The following is a 14,973-nucleotide window of genomic DNA, read 5'->3' as shown; positions in this document are numbered from 1 at the left end:
CTATAAGTCCAGTTCATTAATCTTTCACATGACCTTCTTTTTATAGATAAGTTTTTTATTATAGTTAACTTATCTCTATTCAAAAGGAGGAACACCCATGAAGAAATTATGGACAGCTTTTCTGCTAACGGCTTTAATTACGAGTGGATGCGGTTCAAATAATACGCAGGAAAAGACAACTACAAAAGCTGAAAAAGTAACAAAGTCAGCCAGCTTTGATGAGAAACTCGCTGGAGGTCAGCTTGGCAGTGAAACGATCGCTTTTGTAGGCGCCGGAACAGCCAATAAATTATGGGTCATTGATGGTAAGTATCATAAACTAGTCTCAACCATCGATGCAGGCGGCCCATATAATGAAAGAACCAATAAAGATTTTTATCCCAATTTAAATGACACCCACGCGATTGCTTTTACGAAAGACTTTAAAACTCTATTCACAGGAGATTGGTATAACTACGACGAACCATCCTATGTGATTGCCATTGACCCAATTACAATGAGAGAGAAATGGAGACTCCCTACAGGGAAAGGTGCACACCATATTGCCTTATCTCCTGATGACAAGTATCTATACGTAGCAAACCAGCATGATGGCACCCTTTCCGTGATTGATTTAGCTGCTAAGAAAAAAATCAAGGATTTGCAGACAGGTAAAGGAACCTGCTATTTAAGTCCAACAATGTATTGGGATGGAAAGGCCATTGATACACAGTACATGTTCTTAAGTGTTGAGAGCGAAAATAAAGTTGTTGCGATTGATATGAAGACGAATGAAATCGTGAAAAACATTCCGGTTGGCGGGATGGTTCATGGTACAAACCTAACTCCAGATGGCAAATACGTTTGGGCAGCCGTCATGGGCGCAAAAAAGGTAGCCATCATTAATCCAAAAACACTTGAAGTTTCTGGCGAAATTAAGTTAAAAGAAGGCCCGATTCACATTACCTTTAGTCCCGACAGCAAATATGGGTATGTGACAACAGGCGGAAATCAAATTTATAAAATTAATGTAAAAACTCATAAAATTGAGTGGAGCTCAACAGGGACAACAGTTCCCGCCCATGTTGGCGTAACTCCTGATGGTAAAGAGCTTTGGACACTAAACCACGGAATGGATAAGCGTTATCCTTATACGCTTGGCGGTGCCGCTGTAAGCGGGGTCCAGGTTTGGGATACTGAGACAGGCAAATTAATTACGGAAATTGTCGCAGATGGTGTACCTCATGAAATCCAATTTGTTCCTTACAGTGTGTTCACACCGAAAACAGAAGCTGCAAAAGAGTCTTCTCATGGAAATCATGACACAGTATCTGCGGCAGAAGAGATTTTTAAGAAAACGTGCCTTAGCTGCCATGGAAATGATTTAAAAGGCGGAGCCGGCCCAGATATTTCTAAAGTGGGCGGTAAATACAGCGAGCAAGAAATCCTCAGCATTGTGAAAGATGGCAGAGGGATGATGCCAAGTAACTTGCTTTCTGACCAAGATTCTGAGAAAATCGCCAAATGGTTATCTGAGAAAAAATAATATAGATGTAAAAAATCCTTCAATTAGCATAAAAGATTTGAATCTTAACGTTAGTCCAAAAAAGGAGAACCCCCAAAGGTTCTCCTTTTACCTATTAATATACAGTTTGTATCCCTTTTCCGGCCACAGTCATCCATTCGAACTGTCGAAGCCTTACCCCGAATAATGTTAATGGATCGCGGAACATTTCCGGATTGGTATTCATCTTATTAAGTTGCTCCTGATTTGATTCAATTCCCAGCTTAGCCTCATCTGCTGCCGTAGTTAAATTCCTTAACGGGCTCTTGAAGAATAAGGTTACATCACGCTCTAGAGATTTTTCGAACAGCTCAAACGGCTGGAAAAATTGCTTACTAACTTCTTCAATTGTATCTGTGTAATCCTCATTTTCTACAAATGCTTTGTATTTGTTATAAAGCATTGCCTTGTTTTGCGATAGTGCCCCGAATAATTTTCCGGCACTCTTTAATAAAAATTGCGAAGGCGTCCGGCGAAGGAGAATATTGACGGATTCCAGCTGGAATCTGCTTGTCATCCGGTCTGTGTCGCGAAGCCAATCATCAAGCACCTTGAAATCACAAGCAAGCGCCAGATGTTCTTCCCCGTACATTTGGTTAAAGCCATCAGCCATCTCATTTAAAAATTCCTGTGCCTGGTCAAACTCCTCTTTGCTATAGCCAATCCAATCCTGCAAGGAACGATAGAATTTAGGCATCACGGTTTGTTCCAAGTATTCTTGTAGTCTCTTATTCATTTCTTCGTTCAGTTCTAAATGAATATTACTAAAGTTGCTGTCTTCCTTAATAAGAGCGGAGCATTCTTTCAACATAGCAGGAATCGTACTGGCCATGTCCTTATGAATGCTTTCCCTAATCGTTCGGTACGATTTCGTAATGGCCCTTGTTTTTTGTACTTCCGTATCCTTTAACTGATTAACAGCGCCATTTAATTTCATGTGCATATCTTCATTCCAGCGAATCGCTTCTACTAGTTGGTTTTCCACATCAATTCGTTTTTGCAATAAACTTGCGATAGTGGTCCGAATAAAAAACAATAGCTTAGCAAGTCGTTTATCCTCTAGATTTCTAGTAACCTTAACCGATTGAATAAACTCTTTAATGTCCCTCATCTGCTGGCCGCGTTCATATTGCGAAGAAAAGGCAAACACGCTTGCATCCGGGATAATATCGTGAATCCTCGACTTGGTTTCTTCATATATTCTTACCGCTTCCTGCTCACCAACAATCGTATCCATTTTGCTTAATAAAAAGTGGACAGGAATATCAGGTGCTAATTCTTGTATTTGTACGAGAGCCCCTCGTTCTTTGTCGGTAAACGGAGAGTTTCCATCCAGCACAAACAAGACAGTGTCAGCTACTTGCAAGTTTTTTAATACTTCATAACGGTCATTGTGATTTCCCTTTAACCCTGGTGTATCAATAAAGGTCACTTTGTTTTCCTGCATAAATCCGTTGGGAAGCTTGAATTCGATAATGGATTCTAAGGCATTACGGCGGCGGTCCATTCGCTCTTGGAATTCAGTAAATCCCTCTAAGCTAGCAATCTGCCAATCAGTTATTTCGATTATTTCTTCCTCATCACTATCTCTAAACATAACGAGTGATGACGTTGGGCTGTCTTGAAGGTCTTCTCCAAGAACGGTATTAACAAAGGTCGATTTTCCACTCCCAGTTAACCCAGTAATAAGGAGATGGTGCCTATCAAAATCTACCAGTTGCTCGACAAGCCATTTATATCGGTTATTCTCGCCCATCTCATGTGCCGCTGCCCAATCGACGATGGTATCAAATAACGCCAGGCTCTCCTCGAGTTCATTGATGTCCGTCTCTGTTATGCTAATCAGCTGCTCGGCTTCAGAAACGATGGATAAACTGATCGTGGCAGGGAACAATTCATTCCAAGAAAGCACCGCAGCAGATGCTAACACGACATTTCTTTCATCCGCTAAGCGAAGCCAGTTGGTCAACATGTCTGGAATAAATTCTTGGAGCATTTTAATAAAATATCTGCCTTCTATTAAATCGAAATAAGCATCTTTATGAAGCTTTGAAAGTTCATACCAGTTATCTTCTCTTTCGAGGTCAAGTTGTAATAATAGCTGGTTGATTTCTCTGATCCAAGAGAAATAAGATTCTTCGTGTTCGTAACTTTTCCATAGTGAAGAGACGAGCTGTTCAAATTTTTTCTTATCTAGTTGAAACAAGCGAATTAAAGTTGGGGTGAAATAGCTCGGTGCATGGCTTTTAGTAACACCCTTGTCTACATAGCTATTTAGGATATGAAACCAATTTGGATCCTCCGAACGCATGGCTTCGGAGACGGCTAATTCAACCGCATGCTCCCAATCCTGCTGTTCTTCGAAAAAAGTTCTGGCGATTTCGGTAACATTCGGATACTCCGGGTTTGCAGCAATTGTCCTTTTAATTGTGGCAACCGCTGACTCCAGCTTCCCACGTTCGATATAAAGCGAGAATAGCTGTAATGCTACTTCGGTATTTAGTGTTGCATTATCGCTTGAGATTGCTGTATAAATATCCTCAGCAGTCGAAAGCAACCCTAGTTCATAATAGGCATCACCTATATTTTTCTTTGCCCATGGGACGAGTTCATCGGTGATGTTTTCCCATTTAAAAATCGCTGTTTCATAGTCTTTATGGTGAAAATACACTTCCCCTTGGGCAAAGCGTATCGATGATAGGTTTGGGAGATCCTTTGCTGCCTCATCCTGAAACGCTTCGCCAAGAACGCGTATCGGATGAATGTTTTCATGCTCATCGATGAACATTTTATAATACGTCTTTTGTTTTAGCTGCTCTTCTAACGTCATTTTCTTTCCCTCCAATTGCAAAACACTCTATGTCATTCATATGGAAAAGAGTCATATTTATTCCATATACTATTCGCAGTATGTATGGATTTTAAGTCCCAATTATATCGATTCTAACAAAGGAATTTTTTAAAATGATGTCAGTTGTATTTCATTTTGAAGACAAACACCTCTTTCTATGGTTAAGGGTATGAAAAATAGCTTCGGTCTTTCTTCCTTTTTTTTCGATTTTCAACGTATAATGAAGACAAATACCTAAAGGGGATATTCATTTGGAAAAGGGTCAAGCAATTTATTTAACCGGACAAATACAACGCTCAAATCCAATAAGATATGAGCTTAAGAAGCTAGAAACCGTGAGCGGGATGCTGCCAAAGTTCCATCAATGGACGAATGGCAAGCAAGTATTGGCCGCATATGAAGTATTCCGGCCAGAAAGTGAACTCGGCTATTATCTTTTATTCATAGATTGGCATCGCAATGACAACTATTACTTAGTGATGTATGCTCATGATAAATCCACTACCTGTGCCGAGATACGGCAAATACAAGATTTGGAGGATGGACCCCATCTGATTTGGTCCTATAAACCGTTTAAACGCGATGGGAAAAATGACCAGAGAAAGGCATATTTTAAACAGATGTTTGGATCGACGACCGTTTATATTAAATTGCCATCCTCACCTGCTGATGTGGAAGATTTTTTGACACAGCTGTTCAAGCTTTGCCAAAACCGAATTAAAGCGGATAAGATTACCGAAGTGTTTGATTTTGAAAATTGAAATGATGGTGTGGTAAATGGGAGTTTATAAAAACTGTCAAAGCTGTGGGATGCCTTATAGCAAAAGATGAGTTAGGCGGCGGAACGGAGAAAAATGGAACCACTCGCATTAAATATTGCAGCCATTGCTTTTTGAATGGTGAATTTACTCTTGGTTAGCCCCCCCATAAGCAAAATTATTTTTTATTTTGACCGTCCCACCGAGCTTTGGGCTCCTGTAGGCACAAATATCTTTTATTTTGACCGTTCCACCCAAATTCAGGCTCCTGTGGGCACAAATATCTTTTATTTTGACCGTTCCACCCAAATTCAGGCTCCTGTGGGCACAAATATCTTTTATTTTGACCGTTCCACCCAAATTCGGGCTCCTGTGGGCACAAATATCTTTTATTTTGACCGTTCCACCCAAAATTTGAGCTTCTCAGGCACATTCCACCAGATACAGCTCAAACAAATAGGGAGCCCTTGTGTCAGGCTCCCAATAACCAACTATAATACCTTACTTAAAAACGCCTTCGTCCGCTCTTCTTGTGGATTGTCAAACAACTCAGCAGGAACCTTTTCTTCCACGACCAAACCGCCGTCCATGAAGATAACCCGGTCCCCAACCTCTTTCGCAAACCCCATCTCGTGGGTAACGACCACCATCGTCATACCTTCTTTCGCAAGATCCTTCATTACTTCTAAAACCTCACCAACCATCTCTGGGTCTAGTGCAGAGGTTGGTTCATCAAACAGCATGATCTTTGGCTCCATCGCCAGTGCCCTGGCAATCGCTACCCGTTGCTTCTGTCCGCCTGATAATGAATCCGGATAAGCATCAGCTTTATCCTCAAGACCAACTTTTCGTAACAGTTCGATTGCTTTTGCTCGCGCCTTTTCAGCAGGAATATTTCTTACCTTCATCGGAGCCAGCATAATATTATCAATCACCTTTTTATGGGGGAAAAGATTAAATTGCTGAAACACCATTCCTACTTCCGTGCGAATTTTATTGATATCTGTTTTTTTATCCGTAATATCAACGCCTTCTATTAGAACATGTCCGCCAGTAATGGTTTCAAGCATATTAATACAACGAAGAAACGTTGATTTCCCTGATCCTGAAGGCCCAATAACAACCACCACCTCTTGTGGTTTGACCGTTACGTTAATATCTTTAAGAACCTCATTCGTCCCAAACGACTTTTTTAAATTTTTCACCTGAATCATTCTGTTGCAAACCTCCTTTCAAGTTTACCTAATAGGAAGTTAAGAGATAAGGTTAACACTAGATAAATAGCCGCTGATGATAGATATGGTTCCCATGGGCGCATATACTCCCCTTGCATTGCCTGTCCCCAGTACATTAATTCAGGAGCCGCTATCAGTGCCGCCAATGAAGAATCCTTGATTAAAACGATAAATTCATTCCCCAGCGGAGGAATCATTCGTTTAACAGCTTGAGGCAAAATAACATATCGCATAGCTTGTACATGTGTCATCCCAAGTGAACGGGCTGCCTCCATTTGGCCCTTATCAATCGATTGAATCCCGGCCCGGAAGATTTCCGCCACATAGGCTGCCGAGTTTAAGGATAGTGCTAAAATGGCAGCAACGATGGCATTGGTGGAATGAAGAAATGCTGGTACAACGGCAAAATGAATTAATAGAATTTGGACCATTAACGGTGTGCCGCGGAAAAAGTTTATGTACCATCTAAATGGCAAGGAATATAACTTTTTTTTCATCATTTTCCCTAAACCAATAAATAAACCAAGAATGGTACCAATTATAATACTTGCGATTGAAAAACCAATTGTTAATAATGTCCCCTTTAAAAGTAAGGGCGCATAATCTACTATAATATCCCACCTAAAATCCATTACGATCCCCCCGACACAATTGAGTAGGCTAATTCGTTTATTAAGCAAAAATTGCGTAACTGCCTATTATATAGAAGTTACGCAATTTCAATAGAGTACTATTGTTGGTCTTTCAATGTTTGTGTATTAGGTTCCACACCAAACCACTTTTTATAGATTTTTGCATATGTCCCGTTGTCAATAACAGACTTCATTGCTTTGTCTAACTCACCCTTCAGCTTACTGCCTTTTGGTAACAATAATCCATAAAATTCATTTGAAAAAGCAGCATCATCTTCTATGAATTTAAAGTTGTCTTTTGGATTGTTTTTTACATAGGTTTCAATAACTGAGTTATCAGCAACAACGGCGTCAACTCCGCCATTTTTCAATTCAAGAATGGCGAGATTGTTATTTTTAAACTTCTTAAGGTTCTGGTTATTTTTCCCAAATAGTTTTTCGACTACTTCCTGTCCTGTTGTTCCATTTTGTACAGCAATCTTTTTGCCTTCTAAATCCTTTGCACTTGTTATAGAACTTCCTTTTGGCACTAAGATTTCATTTCTGGATAAGAAATATGGAACTGTAAAGTCATAGCTCTGCTGACGTTCTGGCGTGATGGTAATCGCAGATACAGCGAAATCTGCAGTTTTCTTTTCAATCTCAACGAAGATTGGATCCCAGCCAACATGCTCAATATTCACATTGTACCCAGCTTCCTTGGCAACTGCGTTAACAAAATCAACATCAAATCCGACGACTTTTCCTTTTTCTTGATATTCAAATGGCGCATAGGCCGCATCGGTTACAACTCTTAGTGTTTTCTTCTCGCTTCCCCCTGTTTTACTAGTACCACAAGCGGATAGCAGCAGGAGCAAACCTACTACCATAAGAGTTGTCACTACCTTTAATTTTTTCATGTTTAAGCCTCCTAATTATTTTTTATGAATACTATTTTTTAAACATTGAAAATTTTTAGACTATAATGATTATAATATCTTTGGTGTTTTTATTCAATATTCTATTTTCTTACTATACTAATAAGTTAATAGGATAAAATCAATTATTACATAGAAGTTTTAACCTAATTACAATAAGGTTATGGGCTCGTGAAATAGTAAAATCCATCTGAAATAAATCCAATAAAACTCTTTAATTTTTCCATCCAATCACCTTCCATTATTATGAAAAATATGAATAATTTATAGATAGTAGATGAACAGGTCTATCTTCAGAATAAATTATCCTTTATAGGCATTCGCCGTTTCTCCAAACCCACCGTTACATAATCTATAGGGGAATATCACATAAGGAGAGATGCCTAAATGAATCCCTACGAATATTATCAAGTTCCACAAATGCCAATTGAGTATCATAGCTATGTTCCTGCAGAACAGTATTCATCCTACGTTCCAACAGAACCTATTCATACCTACGCGCCAATTGATCAAGTGAATCATTATGCGCCGCTTGACCCCTATGACCCAAATCGTCAGCCACAGCAGCTTGAACGCCGAGTGAGTCAGCTTGAGAGACAAAATGAACGTCAAATCAGAGAAATTACTCAACTTCAACGGGATGTAACTCAACTCCAAAGACGTCTCGTACGCGTCAATCAACGAGTAAGAGCAATTGAAAATCGTCTCCACATTCCCTTTACACCTTTTGAAGGAGAATTTTAAAGCCTCATGAAGAACCGGTCTTTTTCCGGTTCTTTTTCATTAGTCAGAAATCCTTTCAAATCAATCCATGCCCAAGAAAATATCCTGTTAACCTTTCTAACATCTTCCCTGACAAGAGCTAAAAAATCAGGTAATTTTTGATTATAAACTTATCGAAGGGGAGAATTCACATGAATCAACGGCATGAAATCAAATTAGCGATGCAAATCTTACAATTAGATAAATTACGTGATGAATTATATGAGGAACTCATGAAAACGATGGGCTCTAAAGGACATGAACTTTTACGAAAGCTGCAAAACGCCTAATATCAAAAGGAGGGAAAGACGTTGACAACCCACTTACGAAGAGGCCTTGAACGACTAAAGCAGTTTTACATTAAAAAGTTAGCTGGTTCAGATATCTTTTATTCATCTGCCGAGCTTCAATCACTTACCATCAGTGAACTGGAGATTCTTTATAAGAAGTCGATACCCTCTAAAAAATAACGTCCTCTACTCCTTTAAAAATTTACTTCATAAAATAATGCATATCAGTACAATTATCCATTCTCATGTGAGAAAATGTAACGTATAATATTAAAAATATTCTAACTATGGTAACAACGGGGTGTGGTGAGCGGCTAAAATGGGAAAAGATATGTCTTATAAAGATAAAAAGGTTATTACAATTGGCATTGTCAGAGATCTGACTGGGCTGTCCGAAAGACAAATCCGTTATTATGAAGAAAGAAAACTGATTTTCCCTGAACGGTCTCCAGGCGGGAGCCGTAAATTTTCCTTTACCGATGTCGAGCTATTAATGGATATCGCCAACAAAATCGAGGACGGAATTCAAACACATGAAATCAGAAAGGAAATGTTACGGGAACAGAAGAAACAGAATCAAGAAGATATCCGCAGAAAAATGATTCAAGGACAGCTTAATGCCCAGTTTGGTATTCGAAGACGCTAACAAAGATTAGAAAAAGCCTCGATTCTTTTTATCAGAACCGAGGCTTTTCTATGGCTATTTAAGGTTATTTTCTCCCCTCCTAAAAACCCTGTTAGAAAATCTCCCACAATTATAGATGCAACCTCTTGATTGATGTAAAGTTACAACTACAGAGGATGTTATATAAATTAACATCATTAAAAAGGGGGAGTATAAATGGATACGACATTCTTAATGAACAGTCTATGGGTTATGTTAGGAGCAGTCCTCGTTATTTTAATGATCGGTGGTTTTATCTTATTAGAAACAGGATCAACTCGTATGAAAAATGCTGGACATATCGCTGGTAAAACCATCCTAACATTTAGTATCAGTTCCATAATCTTTTGGGCAGTCGGTTTTGGTTTAATTTTTGGTAAAGGAAACTCACTAATTGGATTCTCAAATTTCTTGTATTCAGGCTATGATATGGATAGTTTATCACTCTCTGGTTCAGTTTTCTTTTTATTCCAATTAGCTTTTGCAGGTATTTCATTAACGATTGCGTTTGGCGGGTTTGCAGAGCGGGCTAAACTAAGTGCTTACCTTGTATTTGCCGTTCTTTTCTCAGTCATTGTGTATCCTCCAATTGCTCACTGGATTTGGGGCGGCGGCTGGTTAGCCGAGCATGGTAAACAAGACTTCGCTGGTTCAACGGTTGTTCACTTAACCGGAGCAATGGCAGCACTTGCTGCTACCATTCTATTAAAGCCGCGGATTGGAAAATATAACAAAGACGGTTCCGCTAACAATCTTGCCGGACACAACCAAGTATTCACAGCCTTAAGCGTCTTACTATTATGGGTTGGCTGGTTCGGATTCAATGCAGGCAGTACGTTATCGGTTGACAAAGGATTCTTCGGGTTTGTTGCCATGAATACCAATCTTGCTGCTGCAGCTGGAACAATTGCAGCCATGATCGTTTCTTGGATCGTCTTAGGGAAAGCAGATGTTCCGATGATGTTAAACGGTGCTTTAGCCGGCCTTGTAGCAATCACAGCATCCTGTGCTTTCGTAGAAACCTGGGCCGCCGTCCTTATTGGCTTTATCGCTGGAATATTAGTGTTTTATAGTATCAGGTTTTTTGAGAAAGTTAAAATTGATGACCCGATTGCAGCTTTATCTGTTCACGGGACCGCTGGAGTTTGGGGAACCTTATCGAACGGTTTCTTCGCAACAAAAGAATTAGCCACTGTTGGTAAGCCAGGTTTATTTTACGGCGGCGGATTACACCAGCTTGGTGTTCAAGCATTAGGGGTATTCACCTGTGCCGCCTTTGCCTTTATCGTTTCCTTCATTCTTCTAGCTGTAATGAAGAAAGTAATGAATGGATTACGTGTCACTGAAGAAGAAGAAATTATCGGTTTAGATATAAGCGAGCACGGCAGCTACGGTTACCCTGAATTAGTAAGAGCAGAACAGCAAATTAAAGTTCAATAATGGAAGGAATTAACAGCGGTCATTCCTGTTTAAAGGGTATGACTGCTAGTTGAATTTAGGGGGTTACATGTTGCATCATGATCCATATTCGGTATTACTTCAGATTAGAGACGAAAAACTGAAAAATGTTTGCTATAACCATTTTAAACTTAACGAGCTGCATGATGATTTGATTCACCGGGTAGCAGCCATCGCGATAAACCAGGTTTCAACCCAACACGGACCTCCACCATCACCCTTTACATTCTTCGTCATGGGCAGCGCTGGCAGGATGGAACAATCGGTATGGAGCGACCAAGACCACGGAATGATTTATCTTGATTCATCGGTTGATGCCAAATCATACTTTTTAATATTAGGAAAAGAAATTTCGAAAGGACTCTTTCAAGCAGGATACAGATATTGTGACGGGGGCGTGATGGCCAGCAACCCGTTCTGGTGTAAATCGATTAGCGAATGGGAGCAGCAATTATCGAACTGGATGATTGAATCCACTTGGGAATCGATCCGTTATCTTCTCATATTTCTAGACGGAAGATCGATCTATGGAGAGAACACCTATGTTGAAAACCTAAAGAACTATATTTATCAAAACATGGAGCAACATCATTTACTGCATAAATCACTAAGCAATACTCTCCATCTCAAAAAAGGAATCAATGTATTAGGTCAGTTCTTAACAGAAACACACGGCAATCATGCCGGTAAACTAAATATCAAAGAAATTGGTCTTTTTCCATATGTAAATGCGATTCGTCTCCTTTCAATGAAAGAAAGATTGCACGAATCCTCATCCCTTTTACGTCTCGACAAAATACCAGAGGTGTATTTCCCTGCAAGTGACAAAGCTTTTTTTAAAAAGCAATTCTTAAAACTGCTATCCTATCGATTATTATTTTCTGACCATAAAGATTATGATTCAGGTCATTATTTAACTGTCACTCAACTGACAAAAGAACAGGCTCGAGAGGTAAAGGAAATCATCAAAAATGGTGCTGCTCTCTTTCATCATATGAAAAGGTTACTAGAAAAGGAGGATTCAGATGAGAATAAATAATATGATCCAATTTTTTCGCCAAATATCTGGAAAAGCAAACTCAAACCTATTCGCTAGTTTACCAAATCAATCCTCATTGCAGCAGATGGCTTTCCTTAGAGAAATACAAAGAGAAATGAAAGAAAAGAACAGCTTAGACGTTCCGCTGAAAGAATTAAGGGTGGTCGTCTTTGATCTAGAAACGACCGGTTTTTATCCCGAAAAAGGTGACCAAATCATTTCCATTGGTGCGGTCAAAATGATAGGCGACCAACTAAATGAACAGGAAACCTTTTATACATTAGTAAAATCAGATCTTCAACTATCAAATGAACTATCTGCTTTAACCAATATTTACGAAGAAGACTTAAGCACTGCCCCGATTGCTCAAGAAGCACTACTGCAATTCTTTCAATTTATCAAAAGTGATCTTCTAGTCGCGCACCATTCCAGTCACGAGCAGGCCTTTATGAAAAAAATCACAAGCGAGGTATTACGAACAAGATTCGACCATCGAATTGTCGATACTTCTTTTCTCATCCGTCTTTCAAACCCCTATTTGAAATCTGCCCCACTAGAAGAGGTTTGTGAGATTTGCGGTATTGAGGTGGAGAATCGACACCATGCTCTTAGTGATGCCCTCATGACAGCAAAGGTTTGGAGATATTATTTACAGCTAGCAGAAGAAAAAGGCTTCCGCTATTTACGTCAGGTTTATGAGTATTTGGCAAAAATCGGATGATAAACTACTATTCTAGTCTAATATTTTCACCTATCAGCATAGTAGTTTCCAATTGGTCATTTATTCCCCTCTCCCTTACTTACTACTGAAATTTCTCCGAATTTCTTCTACTCACTAGTAACGAATAAAAAATTTTTTAAAAATTTTTTATTTACAAATTCCTTATTAGATCAATAATGAAAACGCTATCAGCTTAATTAATTTGTTAGAATTGTCAGATTTCTATATTGACCATGTTTTCAATTGGTTGTATGATTACTGCAAATAAATCTTCAATCATTTACAGACGATTTGTAACAATCGACGGAATGACTTGTTACCCAGAAGGGGCAAACCATGCTATTGTCAGTTAGGAGCTAAAAAAATGCGAAGCGATATGATTAAAAAGGGAATTGATCGTGCTCCCCACCGAAGTTTATTATATGCAACAGGGGTAAAAACGAGTGATCTAGAAAAACCATTTATTGGAGTTTGTAACTCGTATATTGACATTATCCCAGGACATAAACATCTTAATCATTTCGGGGAAATTGTGAAAGAGGCAATCCGGGAAGCCGGTGGTATTCCATTTGAGTTTAATACAATTGGCGTCGATGACGGAATTGCGATGGGACATATAGGGATGCGCTACTCCCTTCCAAGCCGTGAAATTATCGCCGACAGTGCTGAAACAGTCATTAACGCACACTGGTTCGATGGTGTTTTTTATATCCCAAACTGTGACAAAATCACTCCAGGGATGTTAATGGCTGCCGCAAGAACAAACGTGCCATCTGTTTTTGTATCTGGCGGTCCAATGGAAGCTGGCGTTTCACCATCGACAGGTAAAAATCTTTCCCTTACTTCAGTTTTTGAAGGCGTAGGTGCTTACCACAACGGTACAATCAGCCAACAGCAACTACTTGAAATTGAAACCAATGCCTGTCCTACATGCGGTTCCTGTTCCGGAATGTTTACCGCGAACTCCATGAACTGTTTAATGGAAGTTTTAGGAATGACGGTTCCTGGTAACGGTACGATGGTTGCTACATCCGAAGAAAGACATGAACTCATTAGGCAAGCTGCTAGACATCTTATTGAATTAGTTAAAAATGATATTAAGCCACGTGACATCATTACTAGAGAAGCCATTGATAATGCCTTTGCACTAGATATGGCCATGGGCGGCTCCACTAATACCGTGTTACACACATTAGCCATCGCCCATGAAGCCGGGATCGATTATGATCTTAGCGAGATTAATAAAATTGCTGAGAGGGTTCCATACCTTTCCAAGATTATGCCAGCATCTGATTATTCAATGGACGATGTTCATCGTGCCGGTGGTGTAAGTGCCATCATCAATGAACTTTATAAAGTTGAAGGTGCTTTGCATGATAACTGCCTAACGATTACAGGAAAAACTCTTCGTGAAAATGTGAAGGAAGCAACAATCACAAATGAAGCTGTCATCCGGACAAAAGATAATCCATATAGCCCAGTTGGTGGACTATCCATCCTATATGGAAACATTGCTCCAGATGGTGCAGTAATCAAGGTTGGCGCTGTAGATCCTTCCATTAAAACCTTCTTGGGTGAGGCGATTGTCTTTGATTCCCAAGATGAGGCACAAGAAAACATTAATAACGGTACTGTAAAGGCAGGCCACGTAGTGGTTATCCGCTACGAAGGTCCTAAAGGTGGACCAGGAATGCCAGAAATGCTTGCTCCTACCTCCGCTATTATGGGCCGGGGCTTAGGAAAAGAAGTTGCCCTAATCACAGACGGCCGCTTCTCAGGTGCAAGCCGTGGAATCTCGATCGGTCATATTTCACCAGAAGCAGCAGAAGGCGGACCAATCGGTCTCGTTGAAAATGGTGACAAAATTTTAATCGACCTTGAAGCTCGTTCAATTGAACTTGTGGTTGATGATGAAGTACTTGCCCAAAGACGTACGGCATGGGTAAAACCTGAGCCGAAAATTAAAACGGGTTATCTAGCAAAATATGCAAAGCTTGTTACATCTGCCAATACTGGCGGAATTATGAAAATATAGTTTAGCAATCGTACTGGTTCTGCGGTCCATCCGTTGAGGTACCAAGCTAAATACGGGAAAAGTTAGTA

At 39.7% G+C, this 14,973-nt stretch carries 15 protein-coding genes; 11 read left to right on the top strand and 4 right to left on the bottom strand.

Annotated features, from left to right (window positions below; translation table 11 throughout):
• Positions 1–97 precede the first annotated feature (97 nt).
• Positions 98–1,525, top strand: coding sequence for a DUF5074 domain-containing protein (locus tag L1999_RS04325; protein ID WP_235742450.1), 1,428 nt, complete (start codon positions 98–100; stop codon positions 1,523–1,525).
• A gap of 94 nt (positions 1,526–1,619) precedes the next feature.
• On the opposite strand, the gene L1999_RS04320 is transcribed toward L1999_RS04325, so the two are convergent.
• Entirely contained in the window at positions 1,620–4,373 is a 2,754-nt protein-coding gene (locus tag L1999_RS04320; protein ID WP_235742449.1) for a dynamin family protein, read from the bottom strand.
• Between the two features lie 272 nt (positions 4,374–4,645).
• On the opposite strand from L1999_RS04320, the gene L1999_RS04315 reads away from it, so the two are divergent.
• Together L1999_RS04315 and L1999_RS04310 are read left to right on the top strand one after the other, a co-directional pair.
• Positions 4,646–5,155, top strand: a complete 510-nt coding sequence (locus tag L1999_RS04315; protein ID WP_235742448.1) for a hypothetical protein — start codon at positions 4,646–4,648, stop codon at positions 5,153–5,155.
• A gap of 44 nt (positions 5,156–5,199) precedes the next feature.
• Entirely contained in the window at positions 5,200–5,313 is a 114-nt protein-coding gene (locus L1999_RS04310) for a zinc ribbon domain-containing protein (protein WP_235742447.1), read from the top strand.
• A 330-nt stretch (positions 5,314–5,643) separates the two neighbouring features.
• Here the strand turns inward: L1999_RS04310 and L1999_RS04305 are convergent, their stop codons facing one another.
• From L1999_RS04305 to L1999_RS04295, 3 genes are all read right to left on the bottom strand, one after another.
• A complete protein-coding gene (locus L1999_RS04305) occupies positions 5,644–6,366 on the bottom strand; it encodes an amino acid ABC transporter ATP-binding protein (RefSeq protein ID WP_235742446.1) in 723 nt (240 codons plus the stop codon).
• Positions 6,363–7,019 (bottom strand): amino acid ABC transporter permease, encoded by a 657-nt coding sequence (locus L1999_RS04300; protein ID WP_235742445.1) that lies wholly within the window; start codon positions 7,017–7,019, stop codon positions 6,363–6,365. Before L1999_RS04300 ends, L1999_RS04305 begins: the two co-directional genes overlap by 4 nt.
• A gap of 98 nt (positions 7,020–7,117) precedes the next feature.
• Positions 7,118–7,918, bottom strand: coding sequence for a basic amino acid ABC transporter substrate-binding protein (locus L1999_RS04295; protein ID WP_235742444.1), 801 nt, complete (start codon positions 7,916–7,918; stop codon positions 7,118–7,120).
• A gap of 405 nt (positions 7,919–8,323) precedes the next feature.
• On the opposite strand from L1999_RS04295, the gene L1999_RS04290 reads away from it, so the two are divergent.
• From L1999_RS04290 to ilvD, 8 genes are all read left to right on the top strand, one after another.
• Complete coding sequence (locus tag L1999_RS04290; RefSeq protein WP_215041301.1) at positions 8,324–8,680, top strand: PspA/IM30 family protein; 357 nt, start codon at positions 8,324–8,326, stop codon at positions 8,678–8,680.
• A 170-nt stretch (positions 8,681–8,850) separates the two neighbouring features.
• Positions 8,851–8,988: a hypothetical protein gene (locus tag L1999_RS04285; protein WP_215041302.1), complete on the top strand. Its 138-nt coding sequence runs from the start codon at positions 8,851–8,853 to the stop codon at positions 8,986–8,988.
• Between the two features lie 21 nt (positions 8,989–9,009).
• Positions 9,010–9,168 carry a Fur-regulated basic protein FbpA gene (gene fbpA / locus L1999_RS04280; protein WP_235742443.1) on the top strand — a complete coding sequence of 53 codons (159 nt, stop codon included), beginning with the start codon at positions 9,010–9,012 and terminating at the stop codon, positions 9,166–9,168.
• Between the two features lie 139 nt (positions 9,169–9,307).
• Positions 9,308–9,634: a MerR family transcriptional regulator gene (locus L1999_RS04275; protein WP_235742442.1), complete on the top strand. Its 327-nt coding sequence runs from the start codon at positions 9,308–9,310 to the stop codon at positions 9,632–9,634.
• 195 nt (positions 9,635–9,829) lie between these two features.
• Positions 9,830–11,092 (top strand): ammonium transporter, encoded by a 1,263-nt coding sequence (locus tag L1999_RS04270; RefSeq protein ID WP_235742441.1) that lies wholly within the window; start codon positions 9,830–9,832, stop codon positions 11,090–11,092.
• Positions 11,093–11,159: 67 nt separating this feature from the next.
• Positions 11,160–12,149, top strand: coding sequence for a DUF294 nucleotidyltransferase-like domain-containing protein (locus L1999_RS04265; RefSeq protein WP_235742440.1), 990 nt, complete (start codon positions 11,160–11,162; stop codon positions 12,147–12,149).
• Positions 12,136–12,870 carry an exonuclease domain-containing protein gene (locus L1999_RS04260; protein WP_235742439.1) on the top strand — a complete coding sequence of 245 codons (735 nt, stop codon included), beginning with the start codon at positions 12,136–12,138 and terminating at the stop codon, positions 12,868–12,870. The genes L1999_RS04265 and L1999_RS04260 overlap by 14 nt, the downstream gene beginning before the upstream one ends.
• Positions 12,871–13,234: 364 nt before the next feature.
• Positions 13,235–14,905, top strand: coding sequence for a dihydroxy-acid dehydratase (gene ilvD / locus L1999_RS04255; RefSeq protein ID WP_215041308.1), 1,671 nt, complete (start codon positions 13,235–13,237; stop codon positions 14,903–14,905).
• The last annotated feature ends 68 nt before the right edge of the window (positions 14,906–14,973 follow it).

Source organism: Neobacillus drentensis, assembly GCF_021560175.1.
Taxonomy (GTDB): Bacteria; Bacillota; Bacilli; order Bacillales; family Cytobacillaceae; genus Neobacillus; species Neobacillus drentensis_A.
The sequence above is the reverse complement of the archived record's forward strand: the minus strand, read 5'-3'. Positions and strand labels throughout refer to the sequence as shown.

What these genes read in the sequence shown, in the direction of transcription:
- L1999_RS04325 (WP_235742450.1), top strand. Translation starts at nt 98, where the DNA reads ATGAAGAAATTATGGACAGCTTTTCTGCTAACGGCTTTAATTACGAGT.
- L1999_RS04285 (WP_215041302.1), top strand. Translation starts at nt 8,851, where the DNA reads ATGAATCAACGGCATGAAATCAAATTAGCGATGCAAATCTTACAATTA.
- L1999_RS04290 (WP_215041301.1), top strand. Translation starts at nt 8,324, where the DNA reads ATGAATCCCTACGAATATTATCAAGTTCCACAAATGCCAATTGAGTAT.
- ilvD (WP_215041308.1), top strand. Translation starts at nt 13,235, where the DNA reads ATGCGAAGCGATATGATTAAAAAGGGAATTGATCGTGCTCCCCACCGA.
- L1999_RS04270 (WP_235742441.1), top strand. Translation starts at nt 9,830, where the DNA reads ATGGATACGACATTCTTAATGAACAGTCTATGGGTTATGTTAGGAGCA.
- L1999_RS04320 (WP_235742449.1), bottom strand. Translation starts at nt 4,373, where the DNA reads ATGACGTTAGAAGAGCAGCTAAAACAAAAGACGTATTATAAAATGTTC.
- L1999_RS04300 (WP_235742445.1), bottom strand. Translation starts at nt 7,019, where the DNA reads ATGGATTTTAGGTGGGATATTATAGTAGATTATGCGCCCTTACTTTTA.
- L1999_RS04295 (WP_235742444.1), bottom strand. Translation starts at nt 7,918, where the DNA reads ATGAAAAAATTAAAGGTAGTGACAACTCTTATGGTAGTAGGTTTGCTC.
- L1999_RS04275 (WP_235742442.1), top strand. Translation starts at nt 9,308, where the DNA reads ATGGGAAAAGATATGTCTTATAAAGATAAAAAGGTTATTACAATTGGC.
- L1999_RS04260 (WP_235742439.1), top strand. Translation starts at nt 12,136, where the DNA reads ATGAGAATAAATAATATGATCCAATTTTTTCGCCAAATATCTGGAAAA.
- L1999_RS04305 (WP_235742446.1), bottom strand. Translation starts at nt 6,366, where the DNA reads ATGATTCAGGTGAAAAATTTAAAAAAGTCGTTTGGGACGAATGAGGTT.
- L1999_RS04265 (WP_235742440.1), top strand. Translation starts at nt 11,160, where the DNA reads ATGTTGCATCATGATCCATATTCGGTATTACTTCAGATTAGAGACGAA.